Genomic DNA, 24,457 nt, shown 5'->3' with positions numbered 1-24,457 from the left:
TCAAATTCCCCTCAAAAATTTTCAAAAAATCCTTAGCAACTTATTTGTTAAAGATTTTTAATAGTCTTTGTAGAGACAGCTAAAATATTCAACTCCTACCTTTACAACATGATATTCTATCTGTGAACGATAGTCTATTATTGTTTCACCTAAAATGTTCCTTGAATACACACTAACTATGAACTTTCGAGCTTTATCTTATAAATCCATAATTTCTTTTTTCTTTCGATCAAATTCTTCCTGAGATAATATACCTGCATCTAAAAGAGATTTTAGTTTTGTAAGTGCTTCGATTTGCTCATCTAATGATAGACTTGGTTTCATGGCTTTTTCATCTAAACTTTGAGCCATATTCATTCCAAATATCATTCCAGCACTATCACCTAGACCATGTTGCTCCACTCCTGATGCAATTTTTTGTTGTGCTGCAATATTAGAAGCTTTCTGCGATACATCATCATAAGCTTTTAAATTCATCTTATTTGATGAAAATTGTTTAACCAATTCCTTAGATTCTGGTGAGAACTCAATATTAGCAATGGCAACTTTTACAATCTCAAATCCAAAACGTTCTTTCCAAGTCCCTGCATACTGTCCATCATTTGATACTTGTTCCGCAAGAACTCCAGCTTGTGAGGGTAATTGTGAAATACGATAAGTTGTTGACAAAGAATTAAGTGCAACAATAAAAGATTGGAGAAACTCTGTCACTATTTGTGATCTAGCTTGAGCGCTATCAAAGGTATAATAAGTCACATTGGCAGGAAGAAAGTTTCTGATAAATTGCTTAGCATCTGTAATTTGGATAGAAAATGTTCCAAAAGCACGTACTTCTAAATCTGTCCCATAAAACAAATCGTTATACATGACTGGGCCACGAGTCCCAAATTTAATATCACGAATTTCTCTCAAATTAACAAAACAAATCTGTTTTTGCTGATCACTTTGACCACCGAATCCAACACGATTAACAACATTGTCAAACAGTGACTTTTTCAATCCATCACCGTTAAAAACACTGCTCTCACCATTTTGGTATTCATATCCACCTGGTTCTGTAATAATTTCCTCGATACCAGACTGACTAAAGATAAAGGCAGCAGTATTTTCTGGAATAAAAATCTTGGATCCGTTGGAAATAACACCTACAGATCCCTTCGTATTGACACCCCTACCATTATTACTTTCTTGAAAAATACCGGGACTTACAGCTGTATGTTCATCAAAAGCTTGAACTGTGATAATTTCTTTCCACTGATCTGCAAATGTCCCACCAATAGAATCTGTGATGGCTTTTATCAACCCCATTTAATTGCCCCCTTATAAACTTTGCTCCATATCACAATAGGCACATCTCACTGTTTGCTTCACTTGACCTGACAAAGGTGCTCCACAAAAGCTACACTTGGTTGAAATCTTTTCTGGCTCTGCATCCTTAATCCCAAGCCCTGCTTTAAAAGTGTCAAATGTATCCTTAAATGTTTCTGCCAAAACATCTGCTCCAAACAAGCTACTATCTCCCAAGGTTTCAAAATTGCTTGTATCACCTGAAATCAATTTAATAATGTTTCTAGCCCACTTGTCAGTATCCTTAGTATTATTAAATGCAAAGATAGCTTGTCCGCTATTATAATAAATTTCCAGCCGTTTCACACCATTGGTTTTGGTTACTGAAACTTGAGGTTTCCCTTCAAAAATTTTAATCTGGTTAATGGGTATGGTAACTTGATCTTTTTTTCCTCCCCACAAACCTTTTTTGATATATATTAAGTGTAGATTCGTTAAAATTAATTCATCTGTAGACAAACCATTTTTCCCAAAACTCACATGGTCACTATTCATAACCATATATTCATGTGGCAATAATTGATAATCCATATTGAACTCCACTCTTCCTATTAAAGACTAGCTTTCCACTGCTCCACTTGTTCATGTAGATTATCACGATAATCTTTTAGAGTCTTAATCACTTCTTCTTTCCCTTGAATCGGTGCTTTCTTTAATGGACCATATTGTTTTTTTAAATCTTCCATTTCTTTTTTAGTGCTATCTTTTAGTTCTTGGATAGCAGCGCTATCTTCTAAAACAGTCCCTTTAAAGGCTTCATCTGCTTCTGTATAGTAATTATCGATTATTTTCTCATTCATAATCAAGTAATCTTCATAGGTTTTTATAGACTCAATTGTCGTATCGCTAACATCTTGTGGGTTAAAATCGCTTGAACTGAGTTTTTCTTTTGCTTTAGCAAACAACCCTTTCTTCTCAGAACTACTAGATGAAGCTTCTGTTTGATTCTCACTAGAAGAGCTGCTTGTTTTTTCAGAAAGAGAACTACAAGCAACTAGAGTAGAGACGGAAAGACATAGCAAAGCTAAACGACAAACTTTTTTTACATTATTCATTGATAGAATCTCCTTTTATTTATGAAATCATCATATCATATTTGCTAAAAAAAAAAGTATTTTCTGATTAGCTAACATTTAAAAATACAGAATCCCTTTTTTAAAAGAATATTTTTCCATTTCAAATTCCACCTATTTTCACCCACCAAAAAAGAGGGTTACCCCTCTTCTTAGTTCTTATCCAGATTGCGTAGCATTTCGTCAATCTTGTTTCCATACTCGATGGACTCGTCTTTGACGAAGGTCAAATCTGGGATTTTGTACAATTTCAAATTGCGACCAAGTTCACGTTTGATGGTACCAGTTGCTTTTTCAAGCCCGATTTGAGCTTTTTGGTTATCCGAAGCAAGGTTACTCAAAATGGTGTAGTAAACTTTGGCAACAGACAAGTCACCTAGCATCTGAACATCTGTGATGGTCACACCTTGGACACGCGGATCACGGACTTTCTTTTGCAAAATCTCATTGACTTCACGCTTGATTTCCATGCCCACACGATCCGTACGGAAATGATTTGCCATGATATTCCTTTCTCTACTTTGAACCAAAAGCTAGGCCAGCAGACCTAGCTATTTCTATTAGATAGAGGAACTAGAGCCATTTGAATCTAGGAAACAAGCCTTAGATAGAACTGAGGTTCATCAAGGCGCTGTTGACGACGAGTCAAATCGGCTATCGTTTCTCTATTATCGTTTGATTTCTTCCATGACATAGGCCTCAATCACATCATCCATCTTGATATCATTGTAGCCGTCAATCATCAATCCACCTTCACGGCCGTTTGTAACTTCTTTGACGTCGTCTTTGTAGTGTTTCAAGCTTGCGAGTTCGCCGTCATAGATAACGACACCGTCACGGATAACACGAACTTTAGAGTCACGGGTAACCTTACCGTTGATAACCATGAATCCACCGATAGTTCCCACTTTAGACACCTTGAAGGTTTCACGAATAACTGCTTCACCGATAACTTTTTCTTCGAATTCTGGATCAAGCATCCCTTTCATAGCTTCTTCCATCTCTTCGATAACCTTGTAGATAATGCTGTGGAGACGGATTTCCACATCGTCAGCTTCTGCTTGTTGACGAGCTTGTGGTGTAGGACGTACGTTGAAACCAACGATAAAGGCATTTGAAGCTTCGGCAAGGGTCACGTCTGATTCGTTGATGGCACCGACCGCTGAGTGGACGATGGTCACTTTGACACCTTCCACGTCAATCTTTTGAAGTGAGGCAGAAAGGGCTTCAACAGAACCTTGTACATCGGCCTTGATGATAACGTTAACAGACTTGAGTTCACCAGCTTTAAGGGTATCAAAGAGGTTTTCAAGGCTGACACGTTGGGTAGCTTGACGTTGTTTCATGAGGGCACGTTTGGCACGCTCTTCACCAGCTGCACGCGCAGATTTTTCATCTTCGTAGACAGCAAAGTGGTCACCTGCCATTGGCGCTTCGTTCAAACCTGTGATTGAAACTGGTGTTGATGGACCTGCTACCTTAACACGACGACCAAGGTCGTTGGTCATAGCACGGACACGACCGAAGGTATTTCCGACAACGATTGGGTCTTGAACATTCAAGGTACCTTGTTGAACAAGAAGGGTTGCTACCGCACCTTTTCCTTTATCCAAGCGAGCTTCGATAACTGTACCAATCGCACGAACTGTTGGGTCTGCCTTAAGTTCTTGGATTTCAGCCACAAGAAGGACTGTTTCCAACAATTCTTCGATGTTTTGGTTGAATTTAGCCGAAATTTCAACAAATTCAGAATCTCCACCCCAAGCAGTTGACATAACTCCATGCTCTGCCAATTCACCAATAACGCGTTCTGGGTTGGCACCTGGTTTATCAATCTTGTTAATGGCTACGATGATTGGAACGTTGGCCGCTTTTGAGTGGTTAATGGCTTCGATAGTCTGAGGCATAACCCCGTCATCTGCTGCTACGACCAAGATAGTAATATCGGTAACAGAAGCACCACGTGCACGCATAGATGTAAAGGCCGCGTGTCCTGGTGTATCAAGGAAGGTAATCTTCTTGCCATTTTCCACGATTTGGTAGGCACCAATATGCTGAGTGATACCACCTGCTTCACCTGTCGCAACACGAGAGTTACGAAGGGTATCTAGGAGTGTTGTTTTACCGTGGTCAACGTGTCCCATGATAGTTACAACTGGTGGACGCTCAACTAATTCATCTTCATTGAGATAACCATCTTCGACAAAGAAACGTTCGATGTCGGCATTATCCACTTCAACTTTTTGTTTGGCTTCAATACCATAATCCACCATGAGGAGTTCAATTGTTTCCCCATCCAAGGATTGGTTTTGTGTGGCCATGACACCCATCATAAAGAGTTTCTTAACGATTTCAGCTGGTTCACGTTTGATACGTTTTGCGATTTCCGCAACAGTCATACCATCTGTATATTCAAATTCTGTTGGCAATTCATGGAATTTACGCTCCGTAACAGGTTTTGGAGTCTGATTGCGGTTGTTCTTGTTATTGCCTTTTTTGTTCTTTTTGTTGTTATTCCAGTTACTATTCTTTTGATTTCTCACTTGATTTTGACTACTTCGATTCTTTTGTTGTTTTCTAGGACCATCTTCTTCGTGATCATAATCATCACGTTCTTTGTCTGGTCGAGCTTGTTTTTTACGACGTGTATCCACTGGCGCTTCTTTAGCTACAGGAGCTGGTTCAACCACTGCTTGAACTTGTTGCGCTTGTTCAGCTAACTTAGCCACTTCTTCAAAGATTTCCTCTGGCTCCTTGCGTTTGTTAGCTTGGGCCAAGGCTTCTTTGGCAGCCTGAGTCTGCTTGAAACGTTCCTCACTTGAACGTGCGTACTCTGCATTTTGCTCTGCTTTTAGGGCTGCTGCACGGGCTTTAAAGTCAACACGTGGAGCCGCTTGATGTGGACGTTTGTCCTCTTGTTGACGACGCTCATTTCCACGATTTTGCTGACCTTGCTGTTTCTTAGCTTGGTCGTTAAAGCGACGATTGTCGCGGTTGCCTTGACCTTGTTTTCCACCATTGCGACCGTCGTTTTTCTGACGGTTTCCGTTTTGTTGTTGGTCACGGTTATTGCCCTTGTTTTGCTTGCGTCGTTCTGCCTGCTCTTTGGCACGGGCTTCACGCTCAGCCTTAAAATTACGGCTTTGCGGTTTAGCTGCTACTTTTTCTGCCTTCGGAGCGACTGGCTCAGCCGGTTTTGCCTCTTCCTTAGCTACAGCTGGTTTAGCTGGTTCAGATTTTTCGGCTTTCTTTTCTGCACTTGCTTTTGGTGCTGCAGGTTTTGCTTCTACTTTTGGAGCAGCTGCAGGCTTAAAGCTGGCAGCGATTTTTGCAGCGACAGCTTCTTCCACACTTGATGAGTGGCTTTTCACATCCAAGCCCAACTCTTTTGCACGCGCTACAACTTCTTTACTTTCTTTTCCAAGTTCTTTTGCGATTTCGTACAATCTTTTCTTAGACAAATCATGTCCTCCTCTTCTATTCCATAAGAGACCTCATTTTCTTTGTAAATCCAGCATCTGTTACAGCCAAAACCTTTCTCGATTTCCCGACTGCTATGCTTAATTCCAGTGTTGAAAACACGGTTACAATTTCTACTTGATAATAATGACTTTTATCTTGAATCTTCTTGGTCAGATTGGGTCCAGCATCATGGGCTAGAAAGACCAACTTGGCCTTGCCATCTTGAATGGCCTTGACCACCAATTCTTCACCCGATATAATCCGCCCTGCTCTCTGAGCAAGTCCCAAGAGATTGCTTATCTTTTGCTTATTCAAGTCCTAACTCTCTTCTTTTTACTTTGTGATCCACATAAGCGATCAACTCGTCATAAAAGCTTTCTTCCACTTCCATGTCAAAGCTACGGTTAAAGACCTTCTTCTTTTTAGCCTCTAAGGCTTCTGCATTGTCTAGCTTGATATAAGCGCCACGGCCATTGGCCTTGCCTGTCGGATCGATAAAGACTTGTCCTTCCTTGTTCTTAACAATACGGAGCAAATCACGCTTATCAATCACTTCGTTGGACACAACAGACTTGCGCAAAGGGATTTTTCTCGTTTTCATCTTTCCCTCCTCTAGCAGCTTTTATTCTTCTACAGTATCGTTTTCTGCTTCCAAATCTACCGAACCAGCTTCTTCCATGGCTTCAAATTCGCTAGCAGACTTGATATCGATACGGTAACCAGTCAAGTGAGCTGCCAAGCGAACGTTTTGCCCACGACGACCGATGGCAAGAGAAAGCTTGTTATCAGGAACAACCACCAAGGCACGTTTGCTGTCGTTTTCATCAAAGATAACTTGATCAACCTCAGCAGGAGCGATGGCATTGTAGATAAATTCAGCTGGATCAGCTACCCATTCGATAACATCGATGTTTTCTTCGATTGGGACCATACGGTCGCTCTTAGCATCGTAGCGAGCTGGGTGGAACTTACTAGTAATCTTCTTGATATTCGCTCCACCGCGTCCAACGATTGTACCGATAGCGTCCACGTTTGGATTATGGCTACGAACTGCAACCTTAGTACGGTCACCAGCTTCACGGGCCACGCTCATGATTTCAACAGTTCCATCATAAACTTCTGGAATTTCTTGCTCCATCAAACGTTTGATCATTTCGGGATGGCTACGGCTAACAAAGACGTTGACACCACGAGGGTTGTCTTCAACCTTGTAAACATATACTTCGATACGATCATGAGAAGCAAAGACTTCTCCAGGAATTTGGTCTTGTTTTGACAATTGGGCTTCGATGCTGCCTAGGTTGACATAGATAAAGCGGTTGTCAAAGCGTTCTACTGTACCAGACATGATTTCTTGTTCATGCTCTTTGTAAGTATTGTAAGTGATGGCACGTGTTTGCTTGCGCATTTTTTCCATGATGGTTTGTTTGGCAGATTGGGCTGCTACACGACCAAACTCAGCAGGTGCTTCTTCAAACTTGATTTTGTCTCCAAGCTCATAGGCTGAATTAATGGCAAGAGCATCTTTCAAGCTGATTTCCAAACGGCTATCAAATACTTCATCAACAACTTCACGGACAGTATAAACGGTAAAGTCACCTGTTTTTTCGTTGAAATCAATAGCTACGCTGTCTGATTGACCATAGCGTCTGCGATAAGCGGAACGAAGCGACTCTACTACTGCGTCGATGATGTCTTCTTTTTTGATTCCCTTGTCTTCTTCCAAAATGCGGAAGGCCTCTAGCATTTCTTTACTCATGTTTTCTTCACTTTTGAATCCTCAAAAGCTATCCTTTCTTTTTCTATAATTTAACTGCTAAACGTGCTTTTGATACTAAACTGTATGGAATTTGGACGGTTTTCTTACGCGTCTTGTCCATATATTCCATGGTCAACTCGTCCTCTTCAAAGGCTAACAAGGTTCCTTCAAAGACCTTTTGCTTATCGATGGCTTGGTAGAGCCCGACATGGATGTATTTCCCAACCGCTCCAGCAACGGCATCCTTGGTTTTTAAAGGACGTTCCAAGCCTGGACTGGTGATTTCTAGGAAATATTGTTCTGGGAAGGGATCTGGCTTGATGGTGTCTAGGACAGGACTTATAATTTCTGTCAAGTCTGCCGTGTCGTTCAAGGTAATTCCTTCAGGTTTATCTACAAAAATACTGAGAATCATGTCACTGCCAATCTTTCCATACTCGATATCCACGAGTTCGAAAGGCGCTTCTATGACAGGTTCTACAACTTCTCTGACTAATTCTACGATTGTTGCGATTGCGTCCACCTCCTCATAAGCAAGAGGCGAAGATATTTCCCCGCCTCACTTTTCATATTCTTACTCTTAGTATAGCACGTTTGCCAACTTATGTAAAGCAAAAGCACTTATACAGCCTGATTTCAGGATATTTCTTAAAATTCTGCCTCAACTCGGTAGATAACTTGCCCCTTGTTGGAGAATTTTTGCTCATATTCAGTCATGACATTGCCTTCAAAATCACTGGCATGTAAATCAAGCCAGACACCATTGAGCTTCATGCCATACTGAGAAAAGCTCACTAAACTGTACTCAAACAAGCCACGGTTATCCGTTTTGAAATGAATTTCTCCATTTTCAGGCAAGATACGTTTGAAGGTATCCAAGAAGGTCTTGTAGGTCAAACGACGCTTTTCATGGCGTTTTTTAGGCCAAGGATCTGAAAAGTTCAGATACAAGCGATCAATCTCACCGTCTTCAAAGTAGTCAGTCAAGTCAGAACCATCTACCCATAAAAGCTTGATATTCGGTACTCCAACTTCAAGCACCTTGTCCAAAGCGTAGCTCAAAACAGACTTTTGAATATCAATCCCGATATAGTTGATGTCAGGGTTTTGCTTGGCCATACCTGAAACAAAGGCACCCTTTCCACTTCCAACTTCCACATGAATGGGATTATCATTGCCAAACAAGTCCCGCCATTTTCCCTTTGCTTCTAAGGGATTAAGGACCACATACTGGGGATTTGCCTCTAGTAATTCTGTCGCCCCTTTACGATTTCTAACTCTCATCTTCTCTTTCCATACTTGTCTCGGAAGTGACGCAAGCCATGAATCTCCCGATTGACATTTTCTAAATCTTGGTTCATATAATACTTGGAAATCTGGCTCAAATAAGACAATTGACCGTACCAATACAATTTAGTTAATACCGTCTGATTGTACTTGTAACCGTAGTAGGTCAACCATTCCTTCCACTGATGTTCTGGAATATAATGGCAGAGCATATGGGCCACATCAAACATGCGGTCGGTCAAACGAACCGAATCCCAATCTACCAAATAAATCAAGCCGCTATCTGTCTCAATCCAATTACTATGTCGTACATCTCCATGGACAATGGTCGCATGGTCCTCTCTAAATCCTGGAATAGTCTGACGTAAATCAGCCATCACTTCACTGATAAAATGATTTTTACGCAAAGCATCTGGAGCCGTTTCCTGCCAAGACTGTAGTAAATCTACAGGTGTTTCCATGGCATATCCCAAACGACTCAACTGTGTCATCAACGGGCGTGAGCAATGAAGGCGGGTCAAAATATTGACGATTTGTTTACGATTCATATCATAGGGGGTCAATATTTTGCCTGTCAACCATTCTTGAGCACACATATCACGTCCATCTGCCAAACGGCGACTCCATAATAATTGTGGAGCAATTTGTTCTCTAGCTAGACCAGGTAGGATTGGAGAGGTGTTCATTTTTACAAAGATACGCTTCCCATCAGGATAGCTACCCATATAAGCTTTGCCACTTTTCCCAGGTATGGGAGTCAGTGTTAGCTCATTATCACCCAAATCCATTTCTTTCCTCCGTATAAAGTTTCCTTACTATTCTACTAGTTTTTGGCCTATTCGTCAACCGCTCCACACCCGATTCTCAAAGAAAAGCCTCTGGATTGGCTTGGGTATCATTATAGAAAGAAAAAGGCAAGCACCGTCTTCTGCTTACCTTTTCATGATTTTTATAAATAATATAAGAGTGGCCAAGCATTGTAAAACATGTGAACTAGAGTAGAAACCCATAGGTTTTGGCTCTTTTTATAAGCAAAGCCCAGTAACAAGCCCCCAAGTAGATAAAAAATAAACGAAGGGACATTAGAAGGTCCATGCATGAAAGAAAAGAGAGAGGAAGTTAGCACAAGCCCTAACCAAGAATTGTCAAAAACGGCACCTTGAAGAAGTCCTCTGAAAATGAGTTCCTCCTGGATGGGACCAAAAACTGAGGAAGTCAAAATCAAAGACAGAGAAATTCCTCTGCTGACTTCCGCCAAGTGTTGAACTCCTGCGCCAGAAGAAACAGCGAAGAAATGAATATAAACTAGCGTCTCAAGCAGACTTAGAAGAAAGATTTCAATGAAAAGCAAAAGTTGTTTCTTGCTTAACATCCCAAAAGAAATCATTTCAAACTGTCTAGCATAAGCAACACTCACCAAGGTTACAAGAAGACTTACAATAATAAGTGCAGGCTCATTTTGAAAAAAATCCCCATGGTTAATCGTATAAGGAACTGTGATTACAATTATTAGTACTAAAAATCCAAAACAAAAGGCATGACACTTATTAAAAATGGCCATAAAACTATCCTCCTCACCAAACAGACTTCCCTACACGTCATCCTTAAGCTCTAACCTTTCCAAAACAAACCATTTGAGTAACCAAAATCCGACCACATAACCACCCCCTAAGAATATAGCCATTAAAGCTAGCATGGAATTTAGGGAATTAAAGACCACCGCAGATACAAAGGTTAGCACAAAAACGTTAAAGGCAATGGTGTCAGAAGCCAAGACTAGAATATAGGGTGTCAACCAGTCTAAGGTTTTGGAATATAGGAAAAATAAGCGTTTATACATGATGACCTCCCCTTGTCAGACTCTAGACTAGTCCAATATTAAGAAGAAATCTCTTCCCCTACTTTTTATAATACTTCAAGCCCCAAATGAGCAGAAGCATGATAAGCAAGCAGAGAATAGCGCCAATATAGGCTATTAATTGTTGATAGAATTCTCCTGCTGTGACACCTCTATACAAACAAATAATAGACATAAAACCTGTCAAGCCGATGAACATGAGTTGATTGGTTCTAGGACTAACCAAATCATCATCTTCAAACTCTCTTATCCTCATCTCCCTAGTGAGGTAAACAGTAACCAAAATAGAAGCCAAGTTAAGAACCACTAAAAGAAATTGGAAAACCAAGGAAAAATTTAAAAACTGACGAGATAGAAATAGATAAGTAGAGACAAGTAAAGGCAACTGACCTAAGAACAATCTCGCAAGGAAGATGTTCCGTTTTTTAGCAAGAAAAGTTTTCATTTCTTTGCTCCTTTCTTTTTAGTTAAAGCAAGATAGATTATAACCGCAATCATATAGGCTATGGTATAAAATAGATGATACCAAATACTCTCCCTAAGCGGATAAAGAAGGATAGACATAATCAGATACAGAACGAAAATGATCAGTATTTTTTTCTTCATAAGATTTTCTCCTAAATGTATGCTTTATCTTAGTTGAGCTAGAACCTTTACACTGCTAGTATAGCACTCATTTTGACCTTGGATCACTCAAATCATAAATGGTCATCAAAACATCTTGAATTGTAAAAAATTAAAAAAGCAAGCATGAAAAACATACTTGCCATTTACACCATATTGATACCAACTTAATTTGTAGATTTTTTATCCTGCTATCACATATCATTTTAACAGGCGAAACAATATTAAAGAAACTCCCCTGTAGATTAAACTAGCGATAAAAAATCTTTTTATCTAATTAGATCTATCTTTATTCTTCTTTGGAGATTTTAAAAATTTTTCCCTAATTACAGAACTAATAAAAGAAACAAACATACCAACAACAAAAGCAATAAGAAAACTTTTGAAATCCATAATTACCTCCAAGTACAGCTCCTCTACATACAAGCTCAAACCTTTAAGCAACCATAATAGCCAATTGTAACATTGTTTTTGCATTCACGAGGAATACCTCTTTTTACTTTCGTCCTATTACAACCTTAATAAGGTTAGTATACTACTATTTTTTAAAATTTTCCATCCAAATCATAAATGGTCATCAAAACATCTTGAATTGTAAAAAATTAAAAAAAGCAAGCATGAAAAACATACTTGCCCTGGGGAAACTTGACAATTTGAAAATACAAAATAGAGAACTACTCACCCTCACTTCCGTATGTTCTCATATATTCTCATAATCGCAACAAGGATAGCAGCTGTCCCACTTGCCAAAGCTAGAAGGGTAATGATAATGTTTAGGATTTCAGGCGTACTCCCTATTCTGTTGACAAGACGGACTAAGGACAATACTGTCAATAAGAGTAGAGCTACTGACCCTGTCCTAATTAAAGAAGTCATTCGGTTCTCAACCGCATACAAAAATGATGGTAACATAACACAGGCTATAGCAATCACAAACAGGTTGCTCCCTGTTTCTTCTCCTTTGTTCACCACGGAAATCATGAGAAGATTCGATGCTATGATCAACGTAGAACAGATGATAAAATAGGATTTCTTATTCATTTATGATACCTCGCATACTATAGTATTTTAATTGATGACTTTAGGCAGTACTTCTTTCCACAAATCTTCTAATCATCAACTGACATCGAGTGAATCGTTAAAACCTGACGAAAGATTTGATTTTGACAGGTGGTATTTAGACTGGTATTAGGATGGCTTTCTACAATTTTCATGACGGTATAGAGACCAACTCCCCTCTCCTCCCCTTTAGAACTGGCTCCAAAGGAGAAGATCTCAGAAATATCGATGCCCTCTTCTTTGATGGAGTTTTCTATGATAAAGGTCTCCTGTGCTCCATTCTTTAAAAAGGCAATTGAAACATGAGGTTGACTGGCCTCTACACTAGCTTCAATAGCATTGTCACAAAGGATAGACACAATGGTTAGAAAATCAAGCAGGCTCATCCCCTCGACCTGAATCTCCTCTGGAACTTCGATATTAAAGATAATCTTCTTATTCCTAGCTTTTAAAAATTTCCCTGCCAGAAGACTTTTGAGGGCACGGTCCCGAATATTCACCAATCGACCAAGGTCATATTTATTATCCTGCAATTTTTCACTAGGATCCTTTAAGACCGAGTCGTAGACCTCTTTTATCTGCTCCATGTCCTCCTCTTCAATGCCCAGACGTAAACTAGTCAAGAGGTTGGTGTAGTCATGGCGAAAACTCCGCACTTCCTTGTAAAGTTCCTCTATATGCCGACTATAGCGTTCCATATCTCTGTAGCGCAAGGCCTTCTCTTGGTCCAATCTCTCATGAAGTTTGTCCTTCAAATAGGTATCTAGCTTCTTGACAATCCCCATAAAAAAGAGTAGGTAAAACACTAGAATAAAATGGCGAACAGTCTTTGATTGGATAACTTGTTCATATTCAAAGAAAGACAAAGTTTCCATGGCTAGAAAGTAAGCCCCCATTATCCAGTTAATCGTAGTCAGGGATTTTTGAAAATCTTTATCTATACTCTCCCTTCTCAAGCTAGTGAAATCATAGTCCAACCATTTCAAAAAGACTAATACTATGGAGCAAACGAATATCATAATCAACAAAAAGACAAGATTTCCATCTCCATCTACAATCCCTTTCCCAAAAAACGGAAACACAAAATAGGAGAGACTTCTGTAAAAGATATCCATCAATACAATTGGAAAGAGACCATAAAAGAAAAGGAGTCTTTTAGAAAGCCCTCTTAACAATAAGAAAGACAAGCTGAGGCCGAACAAGGGTTCTATAAAGTATGACAGATAGTCAGTCAAGACTAAATAATTAAAAGTTGTAACAATTGCTGCTAGAAGAAATTTTAGAAGAAAGGCCTTAAAAATTCTATCGAAAGTGAGACTAATTCCATCTACCTTAAAGAACATGATAATTTCTAGCCCAATAATAGCTAGTGAATACAATATCATCCAAAAAATATACATAAATTCTCCTCACCTAGTGCAAGTTATTAATAGCCTCAGACACTTCCCTGACCTTATAACGCGCGATCATACAGTTTCCACCATTGGGAAAGAAAAGGAGTTTTTCTTTCTTATCCAAACGCACCACATTGGCAGGATTGATGAGAAAAGAGCGGTGACACTGCAAGAGACGAGGCTCCTGCTTGAAAACCTCCTCTAAACTGGCTGTAAATTCCAGTCTGTCTGTCTTGGTATAGAGAATAACACGATGAGCTCTGGGCGATGTTTCAAGGTAATAAACCTCTTTAAAAGGATACTGGAATTGGGCAAATTTTGATTTAAAGTAAAAGCAATCTTCAGCTAGACTTTTACTGTCTTGACTATTGGCATAGAGAAGGGCTGTCTCGATACGAGATTCAAACTCCTCTGCTGACAAGGCCTTATCAATGTAGTCCAAAGCAGACACTTGGTAGCGAAAGGACAGGGGCATAAACTCCGAGTGAGTCGTCACAAAGACAATCAGAGCATAAGGATCTCGATCCCGAATCTTTCTAGCCACTTCCAGCCCCTTCATCTCCTCATTTCGAATCTCAATATCCAAAAAGAATAGCTGATGGGCCCCCTTCTCATGCACCTCTGCCAGCAGTTGATCTGGCTTACCAAAGACTTCAAAAGAACTCGGAGTGATATGATGCTCCTTCAAGAGTTTCTCAATCGTCGTTTCAATCCTAGTCTGTTGGGAAAAATCATCTTCTAAAACAAATATTCTCATCTTCTTACTCTCCTTGTTTCGATTTCTTCCTAAAAAGAGAATAGCAAAAATACTATGATACAAGTCCACCAAATCCTAAACAGGCCTTTAACGCTCCTGAAGGGTATCTTGTTCCTCAAATAAGCATGATAATCTTACCACTATTTTATCATAAAATCTTAACAGTACCATTCAGGAAATTTCAAGGGCAATTAAAGATTTGATGGTGAAAAAGGAGATAAAAGTGATAAACTGACAATATCAAAACACAGTTGCTAGAAACAAGACTAGCACCCAGATTAGAGGAGGAATTCTCATGACAGATACAGACCCCATCAAAAGAGCTCAGACTTTAATTACGGATTTAAACAAAGCCTATCAAGCATGCAAACAGGCAAGCGCTGACGATGTCCGCTTTCAGGAGCAATTAAACTCTATTCTTGGCTTTCTAGCCAAGGCTGAAACAGTGAATAATCGAGTCTTGATTGAACTGGAAAAATTTTACCAGACTTCCAGTCTTCTCATGGGACTCAGCGCTCTCGATCCAGATGCTCCTACTCGTGCCGCTTGGCGGGCCTATGACCGCTTCCACTTTGACCAGGTCAAGACCAAGTTGAGTCTCTACGGACCAACCATTATCCTATAGTAACTAAAAAGAAGCTGAGACAAACTGAACTCAACTTCTTTTTTAGTGTCATACAGGCAATGTTAGTCCTGCATCTGACGTTTGACCTGATAAGGCAAATACAAGACTTGTAAAACCAAACCAGCTCCCAGCAAGGCTAGAAGGGCCAGTTTTTCTTGAAAGGTAATCAACCCGACAACTAATTCCACTACTAAGACCAAACTAGTCAATCCTCTGACCACTGCCTGCAAGCCTTTTTCCTTTTGCCCCTTGTCCAGTGGAAAGAGTCGGGTCAAATACTGGTAGTCAAAGGCATGATAGAGGGCCAGCAACTGGAAGAGCAAGAGGTAGTTAAAGAGAACTACCACTGCTGTCGCAATCCAAGCTTGCTCAATAAAGACCTGTGCCAGTATGGAAAGCAAGAGCAGACGGAGACTGAGGGCAAAGAGGTCTCCATTTCGCAAATAAGAACGCAGATAGAGATTTTGCCAAATCTTCCCAGGAACCTTCTGAACAGCCTTTAAGATAAAGTCCAGATAGGCACGACGCTTGACGCTGTTTGAAATTCCCTTGACCTGAGTAAAGAGGGCAAAGAAACGAAGCAAGACTTGCTTACGCTTGCTTTCTTGGGAAATGACATAGTCCCAGTCCAGTCCAGTTTCCGTGAAAAATTTGCTGGCCTTTTGACGAAAGAGGAAATATTTTCCTACCCCCAATAAAAGCACATAGACCAGAAAAAGTGGCAAACCATAACCCATTGCCAAAAATAAAGGCGCAAATAACAGCAAGAAGAGGGTCTGAACAAAGAGCCAAAAGACTAGGGAAATGCCAGTTTGACGCTTAAGATGGAGCTTGATTTCCTCTTCTCCGACCAAGAGAAAGAGCTTGTCTGGAGCCTCCATATAGGTGGCAATGCCTCCCCAAAGCAAAAGTAAAACAGACGTAATTCCTACAAACAAAAGGATAGGCCAATGATTTTCAGGAAAATCTTGTAAGAGTTGACTGTACTGGTAAGCTAAAAACCCCAGCAAGACAAGCAGGAACAAGACAAAGTGGTCATTGAGAACATAGCGCAGATAACCGACACACTCCTTACGAAAAGCCTGCTTTCTCTTTAGAAACAAGTCTTTCATAGCTCCTCCTCTTTGGTCAGAGCCAAGTAAATATCATTCAAACTAGCCTCAGGCATGTTAAAGGCTTCGCGCAGTTGCAGGAGATTTCCCTTAGCACGCACTTCCCCTTTGTGAAGAATGACAAAAGCATCACACATCTTCTCCGCCGAATCTAATACGTGAGTACTCATGAGAATGGACTTGCCCTTTTGCTTTTCCACTTCCAAAAGCTGAATCAAGTCCGCAATCGCCAACGGATCGAGACCAAGGAAAGGCTCATCCACGATAAAAAGACTCGGATCCACCACAAAAGCACAAATAATCATGACTTTCTGCTTCATCCCTTTTGAAAAATGAACAGGGAACCAATCTAATTTCTGGTCCAGACGAAACATTTTTAACAAGGACTCTACTCGGTCAAAAGCCACTTTCTGCTCAATACCATAAGCCATAGCAACCGTTTCGATATGCTCTCTGAGGGTCAATTCCTCATACAAGCTAGGTGTCTCAGGAATGTAGCCAATTTGCTTGCGGTAGCTAGTCGCATCTTCTTGAAGAGTAAGTCCATTGATATTGATAGAACCGCTATAAGGTGTCAACAGACCGATAATTTCATTAATAGTCGTCGATTTCCCAGCACCATTGAGACCAATCAAACCAACCAACTGCCCACTTTCAACAGTAAAGGACACATCTTTCAAGACAGGGACATGAACATAGCCACCTGTCAGGTTTTTAATTTCTAACATATTTTCTCCAAATCTGGTATAATGTAGCTATATTATATCAAAATTCAATACAGTAGAGGTAGATTTTATGTCAGATTGCATTTTTTGTAAAATCATCGCAGGGGAAATTCCTGCTTCAAAAGTATATGAAGATGAGCAGGTTCTTGCCTTTCTTGATATCTCTCAATTGACACCAGGACACACCTTGGTCGTGCCAAAAGAACACTATCGCAATCTCTTGGAAATGGACGCTACTAGCGCCAGCCAACTCTTTGCCCAAGTACCAAAAGTAGCTCAAAAAGTCATGAAAGCTACCAAGGCTGCTGGTATGAATATCATTGCTAACTGTGAAGAAGTCGCTGGGCAAACCGTCTTTCATACCCACGTTCACCTCGTGCCTCGCTACAGTGCGGACGATGACCTCAAGATTGATTTTATCGCCCACGAACCTGACTTTGACAAACTTGCTCAAGTCGCTGAAACCATCAAAAACGCCTAAGGAGTTGCTATGAAATTATCCAATCTACTGCTATTTGTAGGAGCTGCAGCCGGAAGTTACCTGGTCACAAAAAATCGCCAAGCCATCACAGATGAAGTCTTGAGCACTACTGACCGCGTTCAAACTATCAAGGACGATGTGGATATTATCCAAAACAGCCTGCAAATCATCGACCAGCAAAAAGAACTCATCAAGGAATATCAAGAAGACCTGACTTACAAGTTTAAGGTCTTGGAAAAAGATATCCAGACTAGACTAGCTGTGATCAAAGAAACACAGGAAATCGAAGATAAGTAAAAAGAGCCATCAACTTTCCTTAAATCCATTTTAGGTTGTCAGGTCCAAACAAAAAGAGGAAAGAAAATGAAACAGTTTTTTAAAATTCTGGCACAGATCATCCTAATCCCTTGTGGTTGCCTTAGCCTTCTTGCGGTCCTAGCATTTCTAGTACTGTTTTTTGCTTTCAGAGCCTCACCGATTGACATTCACAAGGGAAATAACACCCTCAAACAAATCTTTGTTTCCCTTGATCTCCCTCCTAAAAAAGTAGAATCAGATGGACACTATGAATTCGAGGGCGGAGGTTTACATTTTTATGTTACTTTCTCAGATGAGGTCATCAATACTCACCCTGTCCTAAAAGAAAGTCCAAAACTCACCAAAAATCAACTTGAAGTCTATGTCCTAAACACAGGAGATATTTCCTACCATTCAGTAGAAGACAACTTATTCAATCATGGTTTATTGCGATTTTTAGAGGAGGAAGGAGAAAAGTATTTTCGAGAAAACGGAAAGAAATCAAATTATTCTTACACAATTCTAACCTTATGGGATCAGGAAAGTCTAAAAAAGGGAATTGCTTTCTATGAAAAAGCCTTGACTTTGGTGGATATTCAGGATAACTCAGCAATCAAACACATTGATACCGTTACCATCAAGCCTGGTAAAGAAGCGGAAATCAAGCAACTCATCCAAGATATGGATGCAGCTGGCTTACTCAAGCAAAAGTATAAATAATAGGCTAACTGGAAAATGATTTTTCGACGCTAAATTTTCAAAGATAAGACAAAAAGAGCCCAACGGCTCTTTTTGCTTTATTCTCCTTCAAAGGCATCTTTAATATGGTCAAAGAAGCCCTTTTTCTTTGGATTGACTTTCAAATCGCCTGCAGCTGCGAATTCTTTCAAGGCTGCTTTTTGGCGGTCGTTCAAGCCTGTCGGTGTTACGACATTAACGGTAACATATTGATCACCAACTGCACCACCACGAAGGCTCGGAGCTCCCTTGCCACGTAGTCGGAATTTCTTACCAGTCTGAGTTCCCTCTGGGATAACCAATTCAACATCACCATGAACAGTTGGGATATCAACTGTGTCACCAAGAGCTGCTTGGACAAAGTTGAGGTTGAGATTGTAGAAGATAGTCGTTCCTTCACGTTCAAACTTGTCGCTGGCTTCCACAGAAACCACTACATACAAATCACCGTAAGGTCCACCGTTAAAGCCTGCTTCACCCTGACCGGCTAGGCGAATTTGTTGACCGGTTTCCACACCAGCAGGGATTTTCACATGTACACTATGGGCTTGTTTTTCATGACCTGTTCCGTGACAAGTTGTACATGGATCTTTGATTTCTTTTCCGCGACCATGACAGACATCACAGGTTACTTGGCGACGCATCATACCAAGCGGAGTCTGCGTATCGACGTTAATAACACCAGCGCCATGACAGCGTCCACAAGTGACTGGACTTGTTCCTGGCTTAGCACCTGAGCCATTACATGTACTACAGCTTGCTTCACGATTGTACTTAACCTCTTTTTCAGCTCCAAAAATAGCTTCTTCAAAGGTCAAATTCACACGATACTGGAGGTCATCCCCCTGACGAGGAGCATTTGGATTGCGTGAAGCACCGCCTCCGCCGAAGAAACTTGAGAAGATATCTTCAAAACCACCGAAGCCTCCTGCTCCATCGAAACCGCCAAAACCACCAGCTCCACCAAAACCACCGTTGGCTCCAGCAGAACCATATTGATCATATGCAGCCCGTTTTTGGTCGTCACTCAAAGTCTCATAGGCTTCTTGAACTTCCTTGTACTTTTCCTCAGCACCAGGCTCCTTGTTGATATCTGGGTGATATTTTTTCGAAAGCTTACGATAAGCCTTTTTGATTTCGTCTGCCGAAGCGTTTTTTGACACCCCCAGACGATCATAAAATTCAGTATTGTTCATACAAGATACCAAGACCGTAAAATTCGACTGAAAAATAGGAAATCTGACGCTGGAGCAATGCTCCTAGGCAGATTTATCTTTTTTCCGAGAATTTAGGTCGGGTTCAATTCCTTTCTGTTATATTGAGTAAGAAATTTGGAAACCCGTGTTCAATTCCCTGAACACCTTTGTTCCTTTCTATAATTTTCATGTAAATCTTTAGAGGCTGTTTTCTATACTCTGCTTCACTTGATTAAACTCTTCATCTGATAGAGTAAATATCAAATCCTCTTCTGAATATTCGTTCTGTTCTTTAAAATAGTTGTCAGTATTTTCTACCAAACCTAGACTAAGAATCACTTTTCTTGCAAACTCTTGATGTGCAAAGCCAATAGCCGTAATGATATTTTTATCTTGCACAACCAGTTTGGGTTGGAAATTCTCACGTGGAAGAAATTCAAAATAGTCAAAGAAGTTTTGCCAAATTCCACCTGTAAATTTCGTGTCGTTCAACAAGCCTGCTTTCGCCAATAAAAGGGGCGCTGAAGAAATGGCTGCAATTAGGATATCTTGCTCATTAAGACTTCTCAAAAACGAGATCAATTTCTCATCTTGTAGAGCAGGACCTATATTTACCATTCCTGGCAAAATCACACAAGAATAATCTTCTATACGGATTTGATTCAATGTTTTCGTCGGTTGACAGGGCAAACCATCCTCAGAGACCACCATCGAATTCTCAGAAGCTACATAATCAATCGTGATATCAAAAGACAGAGCTAAAGTACTTGTTAAAGTGGTTATCTCATAAAGAGAAAAATTAGGATAAATGACACAAAGTACTTTTTTCATACGCAACATCCTCTATTTTACCGAAAAACAGAGGCTGGGTTGCAACCTCTGGATTTCTTCTTATACTCGCCTGATTTTCAAGCTCGGGATAAAATAGTCCACTGGACTATTTTATTTCTCCGTAAACTCTCCGTCTACGACGTCATCGCCTGCGTTTCCTGTTGCTTGTGCGCCTTCTGCTCCTGCTTGAGCTTGTTGGGCTGCTGCGGCTTGTTCGTAGAGTTTAACAGCAAGGCCTTGAGCTTTTTCGTTCAATGCTTCAAGTTTTGCTTTCATTTCGTCCAAGTTGTTGTCTTCTTGAGCTTTCTTAAGGTCATCAAGGGCAGCTTGGGCAGCGTCACGTTCTGCGTCGAATCCTTTGCCTTCAGTTTCCTTGATTGTCTTTTCAGTCGCAAAGATCGCTTGGTCTACTTCGTTACGAAGGTCTACTTCTTCTTTACGTTTCTTATCTGCTTCAGCGTTAGCTTCTGCATCTTTCATCATACGGTCGATTTCTTCGTCAGTCAAACCTGAGTTCGATTGGATCACAATAGTTTGTTCTTTTTGAGTTCCAAGGTCTTTGGCCTTAACAGACACGATACCGTTCTTGTCGATGTCAAATGTTACTTCGATTTGAGGAATTCCACGAGGTGCAGCTGGGATATCTGTCAATTGGAAGCGTCCAAGAGTCTTGTTATCTGCTGCCATTGGGCGTTCACCTTGAAGAACGTGGATATCAACGGCTGGTTGGTTGTCTGCTGCAGTTGAGAAGACTTGTGATTTAGATGTTGGAATTGTTGTGTTGCGGTCGATGAGTTTTGTGAAGACACCACCCATTGTTTCGATACCAAGTGACAATGGTGTTACGTCAAGAAGAACAACGTCTTTGACATCACCAGTAATGACACCACCTTGGATAGCCGCACCCATAGCAACTACTTCGTCAGGGTTTACTGATTTGTTTGGTTCTTTACCAGTTTCAGCTTTAACAGCTTCAACAACGGCAGGGATACGAGTTGAACCACCAACAAGGATAACTTCGTCGATTTCTGACAAGCTCAAACCTGCATCTGAAAGTGCTTGACGAACTGGAACTTTTGTACGTTCTACAAGGTCACGAGTCAAATCGTCAAATTTAGCACGAGTCAAAGTCATTTCCAAGTGAAGAGGTCCAGCTTCACCAGCAGTGATAAATGGCAAGCTGATTTGAGTTGAAGTCACACCAGAAAGGTCTTTCTTCGCTTTTTCAGCTGCATCTTTCAAACGTTGCATTGCCATCTTGTCAGTAGACAAGTCAATACCGTTTTCTTTCTTGAATTCTGCCACCAAGTGGTCAATGATTTTTTGGTCAAAGTCGTCACCACCAAGTTTGTTGTCCCCTGCAGTTGACAATACGTCGAAGACACCGTCACCCAATTCAAGGATAGATACGTCGAATGTACCACCACCAAGGTCGAATACCAAGATTTTTTCTTCTTTATCAGTCTTGTCCAAACCGTAAGCAAGGGCTGCTGCAGTTGGTTCGTTGACGATACGTTCTACTTCAAGACCAGCGATTTTACCAGCGTCTTTAGTTGCTTGACGTTGAGCATCGTTGAAGTAAGCTGGAACTGTGATAACTGCTTTAGTAACTTTTTCACCAAGGTAATCTTCAGCGTAGCCTTTCAAGTATTGAAGAATCATAGCTGAGATTTCTTGCGGAGTGTATTCTTTTCCATTTGCAGAAACTTTTTCAGAAGTTCCCATTTTAGATTTGATAGAGATGACTGTATCTGGATTTGTTACTGCTTGACGTTTTGCAGCATCACCAACGATGATTTCTCCGTTTTTGAATGAGACTACAGATGGAGTTGTGCGGTTTCCTTCTGGGTTTGCGATGATTTTGCTTTCAGTTCCTTCAAGAACTGCAACTGCTGAGTTTGTTGTACCTAAGTCAATACCGATAATTTTAGACATGTGTTTTTCTCCTTAAATTTTATATTCTATTTTTCTTTTTGATACTCTTCTTAAGTGGCGGCGCCGTCAGAGCTTAACTTCGTCAATCTCTTTGACTAAACTTTGAGTCTAAGGTCTCAAAGTTTGCGCAAATAGCGCCACGGCGAAGAGTATCGTCTTTGGTTCGCTTCGCTCACTATTGCAAAGCCAAACATATTTTATCTTTCTTCATAGTTTAGTGTCGTTTCGGACAAATTTTGTCAAGTTTTCTAAACTAGTTATAGACCACTACCATTGCTGGGCGTAGGATGCGGTCATGGAGTTTGTAGCCTTTCTGGAAGACTTGGGCGATGGTATCTGCTGGGTGGTCATCGTCTGCTGGGAGAGTTTGGATGGCCATATGGTAGTTATGGTCAAATTCACCGTCAGCTGCGATTTCTTCGATTCCTTCTTCTTTCAAAGCGTGAATCAAGCTTTCTTGCACCATCTCCAATCCTTTTTTGACATCGTCTGTCAATCCTTCAACTGCGAGTGCACGCTCAAGATTATCGAGTGATGGTAAGATTGCTTTTGCCAAGTCCTGGCTACGATAACGTTGCAAGTTTTGACGTTCTTCATTGGCACGGCGTTGGATATTTTGCATTTCTGCATGAGCGCGAAGGTATTTGTTTTCGTACTCATCTGCACGTTCATTTGCCAAGTCCAATTCAGACTTCTCAGGAGTTGTTTCTTCTATCGTTTCCACAACTTCCTCTTCTTGGATTTCTTCTACTTCTTCATTTTTTATATCTTGGGCCATTTTCGCCTCCTTTAATGATTTCAATCTTAATGTACTTCGTAATGATTACTGCTGAGGTAGCGGTAAAAATCTGTCAACTTCATGGTCAAAACACGGTTGACCACATTGACTTGGTTGATTAGCTGTTGGTAATCCAGATTGACTGGACCGATAATGGCTAGAATTCCAACTCCCCGATAAGGAATGAGGAACTTGCTACTAATCACCGCTAGGTCTGCTAGACAGGACTCTTGACTGTCCGCAACACGGACATTTTGCATCTGATCCTCACGCAACCCCTCACGAATCTCCAGAGCCACCTTTTGAGGTTGGTCAAAGAACTGATAGGCTGCTAGATTGGCAAAATTCAAGAGATTGACCTTGCCCGCCACCACAATGTTTTCGTTGAACATTTCCTTAAAGATATGTTCAAAGAGGTCAATCACATTATCCGTTGTTGTAAAGTAACGCTGGATAATCTGCGGAATCTCCGTCCGAATCTTGTAGTGAATATCTAGAACGGTGTGGCCGAGGAAACGTTCCTGAATGATGCTCTTCAGTTTCAGCAAATCCTCCTGCAAAAAGTTCCTTGGAATCAGAAACTGACTGGTAACCGTTCGAGATTCGTCTAGGGTGAATACTGCCAAGGCTGTATGTTGCCCCAAAACAACGATATCAAAGGCTGTCAAACGTTGCCTGCTTGGCTCAACATCCAGTGCTACTACCGTACAGGCACTCAGGTCTGTCAGTAGATTAGCAGCTTCTTGCAGAATATCCTCTAGCTTGAAGAATTCCTGATCAAAGGCTTTGACAATCTCATATACCTCATTTTCAGCCAGTCGGTCAAAATCCAGTGAGTGTTTCACATAGTACTGAAAACCAGCAACACTTGGCATCCGACCACTTGAAGTATGAGCCTTCTCAAGCAAGCCTTGCTTTTCTAAAGCCGCCATATCATTACGAATAGTTGCACTGCTAGAGTTAATAGACTCTTGCAAGGCTTTGGATCCGACAGGTTCGTGCGTTTTGGTAAAGATGTCAATAATCAGATTTAAAATATCCTGCTGACGCTCTGTAACCATCTCATCACTCCTCTCTGTCTGATCGATTAGCACTCGATACACTCAAGTGCTAACTTAT

Annotated in this window: 27 protein-coding genes; 4 read left to right on the top strand and 23 right to left on the bottom strand. The window is 40.7% G+C overall.

Annotation, left to right across the window (positions count from 1 at the left end; genetic code table 11):
- Positions 1-198 precede the first annotated feature (198 nt).
- From TZ90_RS09385 to TZ90_RS09295, 16 genes are all read right to left on the bottom strand, one after another.
- Positions 199-1,308 carry an SPFH domain-containing protein gene (locus TZ90_RS09385; RefSeq protein ID WP_045612808.1) on the bottom strand — a complete coding sequence of 370 codons (1,110 nt, stop codon included), beginning with the start codon at positions 1,306-1,308 and terminating at the stop codon, positions 199-201.
- 12 nt (positions 1,309-1,320) lie between these two features.
- Entirely contained in the window at positions 1,321-1,878 is a 558-nt protein-coding gene (locus tag TZ90_RS09710; RefSeq protein ID WP_052691060.1) for a C1 domain-containing protein, read from the bottom strand.
- Between the two features lie 20 nt (positions 1,879-1,898).
- Positions 1,899-2,402 (bottom strand): hypothetical protein, encoded by a 504-nt coding sequence (locus TZ90_RS09375; protein WP_001067003.1) that lies wholly within the window; start codon positions 2,400-2,402, stop codon positions 1,899-1,901.
- A 170-nt stretch (positions 2,403-2,572) separates the two neighbouring features.
- Positions 2,573-2,923, bottom strand: a complete 351-nt coding sequence (gene rbfA, locus TZ90_RS09370; protein WP_001273601.1) for a 30S ribosome-binding factor RbfA — start codon at positions 2,921-2,923, stop codon at positions 2,573-2,575.
- A gap of 165 nt (positions 2,924-3,088) precedes the next feature.
- A complete protein-coding gene (gene infB, locus TZ90_RS09365) occupies positions 3,089-5,881 on the bottom strand; it encodes a translation initiation factor IF-2 (protein WP_045612807.1) in 2,793 nt (930 codons plus the stop codon).
- Between the two features lie 16 nt (positions 5,882-5,897).
- Positions 5,898-6,197 carry a YlxQ-related RNA-binding protein gene (locus TZ90_RS09360; RefSeq protein WP_001041390.1) on the bottom strand — a complete coding sequence of 100 codons (300 nt, stop codon included), beginning with the start codon at positions 6,195-6,197 and terminating at the stop codon, positions 5,898-5,900.
- Positions 6,190-6,483, bottom strand: coding sequence for an RNase P modulator RnpM (gene rnpM, locus TZ90_RS09355; protein WP_000857557.1), 294 nt, complete (start codon positions 6,481-6,483; stop codon positions 6,190-6,192). Before rnpM ends, TZ90_RS09360 begins: the two co-directional genes overlap by 8 nt.
- Positions 6,484-6,504: 21 nt before the next feature.
- A complete protein-coding gene (gene nusA / locus TZ90_RS09350; RefSeq protein ID WP_000032285.1) occupies positions 6,505-7,641 on the bottom strand; it encodes a transcription termination factor NusA in 1,137 nt (378 codons plus the stop codon).
- 43 nt (positions 7,642-7,684) lie between these two features.
- Positions 7,685-8,164, bottom strand: coding sequence for a ribosome maturation factor RimP (gene rimP / locus TZ90_RS09345; RefSeq protein WP_001808691.1), 480 nt, complete (start codon positions 8,162-8,164; stop codon positions 7,685-7,687).
- Positions 8,165-8,289: 125 nt separating this feature from the next.
- The gene (gene trmB / locus TZ90_RS09340) at positions 8,290-8,925 is read right to left on the bottom strand and encodes a tRNA (guanosine(46)-N7)-methyltransferase TrmB (RefSeq protein ID WP_001266094.1); all 636 of its coding nucleotides are present in this window, start codon (positions 8,923-8,925) and stop codon (positions 8,290-8,292) included.
- Positions 8,922-9,716 carry a cell cycle regulator CcrZ gene (ccrZ, locus tag TZ90_RS09335; protein WP_045612806.1) on the bottom strand — a complete coding sequence of 265 codons (795 nt, stop codon included), beginning with the start codon at positions 9,714-9,716 and terminating at the stop codon, positions 8,922-8,924. Before ccrZ ends, trmB begins: the two co-directional genes overlap by 4 nt.
- Positions 9,717-9,877: 161 nt before the next feature.
- On the bottom strand, positions 9,878-10,489 hold the full coding sequence (locus tag TZ90_RS09330) for a CPBP family intramembrane glutamic endopeptidase (protein WP_045612805.1): 612 nt from the start codon (positions 10,487-10,489) through the stop codon (positions 9,878-9,880).
- Positions 10,490-10,519: 30 nt separating this feature from the next.
- The gene (blpZ, locus tag TZ90_RS09325) at positions 10,520-10,768 is read right to left on the bottom strand and encodes an immunity protein BlpZ (RefSeq protein ID WP_000278084.1); all 249 of its coding nucleotides are present in this window, start codon (positions 10,766-10,768) and stop codon (positions 10,520-10,522) included.
- A 58-nt stretch (positions 10,769-10,826) separates the two neighbouring features.
- Positions 10,827-11,231, bottom strand: a complete 405-nt coding sequence (locus TZ90_RS09320; protein WP_045612804.1) for a hypothetical protein — start codon at positions 11,229-11,231, stop codon at positions 10,827-10,829.
- Positions 11,232-12,519: 1,288 nt separating this feature from the next.
- Positions 12,520-13,869 (bottom strand): sensor histidine kinase, encoded by a 1,350-nt coding sequence (locus TZ90_RS09300; protein WP_045612801.1) that lies wholly within the window; start codon positions 13,867-13,869, stop codon positions 12,520-12,522.
- Positions 13,870-13,882: 13 nt separating this feature from the next.
- Positions 13,883-14,620 carry a response regulator transcription factor gene (locus TZ90_RS09295; protein ID WP_045612800.1) on the bottom strand — a complete coding sequence of 246 codons (738 nt, stop codon included), beginning with the start codon at positions 14,618-14,620 and terminating at the stop codon, positions 13,883-13,885.
- A gap of 295 nt (positions 14,621-14,915) precedes the next feature.
- Between TZ90_RS09295 and TZ90_RS09290 the strand changes: the two genes are divergently transcribed.
- Complete coding sequence (locus TZ90_RS09290) at positions 14,916-15,245, top strand: hypothetical protein (RefSeq protein ID WP_045612799.1); 330 nt, start codon at positions 14,916-14,918, stop codon at positions 15,243-15,245.
- Between the two features lie 62 nt (positions 15,246-15,307).
- Here TZ90_RS09290 and TZ90_RS09285 read toward each other — a convergent pair whose 3' ends face one another.
- Together TZ90_RS09285 and TZ90_RS09280 are read right to left on the bottom strand one after the other, a co-directional pair.
- On the bottom strand, positions 15,308-16,357 hold the full coding sequence (locus TZ90_RS09285; RefSeq protein ID WP_045612798.1) for an ABC transporter permease: 1,050 nt from the start codon (positions 16,355-16,357) through the stop codon (positions 15,308-15,310).
- Positions 16,354-17,085, bottom strand: a complete 732-nt coding sequence (locus tag TZ90_RS09280; RefSeq protein WP_045612797.1) for an ABC transporter ATP-binding protein — start codon at positions 17,083-17,085, stop codon at positions 16,354-16,356. Before TZ90_RS09280 ends, TZ90_RS09285 begins: the two co-directional genes overlap by 4 nt.
- A gap of 67 nt (positions 17,086-17,152) precedes the next feature.
- On the opposite strand from TZ90_RS09280, the gene TZ90_RS09275 reads away from it, so the two are divergent.
- From TZ90_RS09275 to TZ90_RS09265, 3 genes are all read left to right on the top strand, one after another.
- Entirely contained in the window at positions 17,153-17,563 is a 411-nt protein-coding gene (locus TZ90_RS09275; RefSeq protein ID WP_045612796.1) for an HIT family protein, read from the top strand.
- Positions 17,564-17,572: 9 nt separating this feature from the next.
- Positions 17,573-17,860, top strand: coding sequence for a hypothetical protein (locus tag TZ90_RS09270; protein WP_045612795.1), 288 nt, complete (start codon positions 17,573-17,575; stop codon positions 17,858-17,860).
- Between the two features lie 66 nt (positions 17,861-17,926).
- The gene (locus TZ90_RS09265; RefSeq protein ID WP_033687346.1) at positions 17,927-18,580 is read left to right on the top strand and encodes a hypothetical protein; all 654 of its coding nucleotides are present in this window, start codon (positions 17,927-17,929) and stop codon (positions 18,578-18,580) included.
- Between the two features lie 77 nt (positions 18,581-18,657).
- Here the strand turns inward: TZ90_RS09265 and dnaJ are convergent, their stop codons facing one another.
- The 5 genes from dnaJ to hrcA form a co-directional block, all read right to left on the bottom strand.
- On the bottom strand, positions 18,658-19,794 hold the full coding sequence (gene dnaJ / locus TZ90_RS09260) for a molecular chaperone DnaJ (protein WP_045612794.1): 1,137 nt from the start codon (positions 19,792-19,794) through the stop codon (positions 18,658-18,660).
- Positions 19,795-19,992: 198 nt separating this feature from the next.
- Positions 19,993-20,625 carry a DJ-1/PfpI family protein gene (locus TZ90_RS09255; RefSeq protein WP_045612793.1) on the bottom strand — a complete coding sequence of 211 codons (633 nt, stop codon included), beginning with the start codon at positions 20,623-20,625 and terminating at the stop codon, positions 19,993-19,995.
- Between the two features lie 111 nt (positions 20,626-20,736).
- A complete protein-coding gene (dnaK, locus tag TZ90_RS09250; RefSeq protein WP_000034667.1) occupies positions 20,737-22,560 on the bottom strand; it encodes a molecular chaperone DnaK in 1,824 nt (607 codons plus the stop codon).
- Positions 22,561-22,813: 253 nt separating this feature from the next.
- Positions 22,814-23,338, bottom strand: a complete 525-nt coding sequence (gene grpE / locus TZ90_RS09245; protein WP_045612792.1) for a nucleotide exchange factor GrpE — start codon at positions 23,336-23,338, stop codon at positions 22,814-22,816.
- A gap of 26 nt (positions 23,339-23,364) precedes the next feature.
- Positions 23,365-24,399, bottom strand: coding sequence for a heat-inducible transcriptional repressor HrcA (gene hrcA, locus TZ90_RS09240; protein ID WP_033684765.1), 1,035 nt, complete (start codon positions 24,397-24,399; stop codon positions 23,365-23,367).
- Positions 24,400-24,457: the final 58 nt, after the last annotated feature.

This window comes from Streptococcus mitis (assembly GCF_000960005.1).
Classification (GTDB): Bacteria; Bacillota; Bacilli; order Lactobacillales; family Streptococcaceae; genus Streptococcus; species Streptococcus mitis_CK.
The sequence above is the reverse complement of the archived record's forward strand: the minus strand, read 5'-3'. Positions and strand labels throughout refer to the sequence as shown.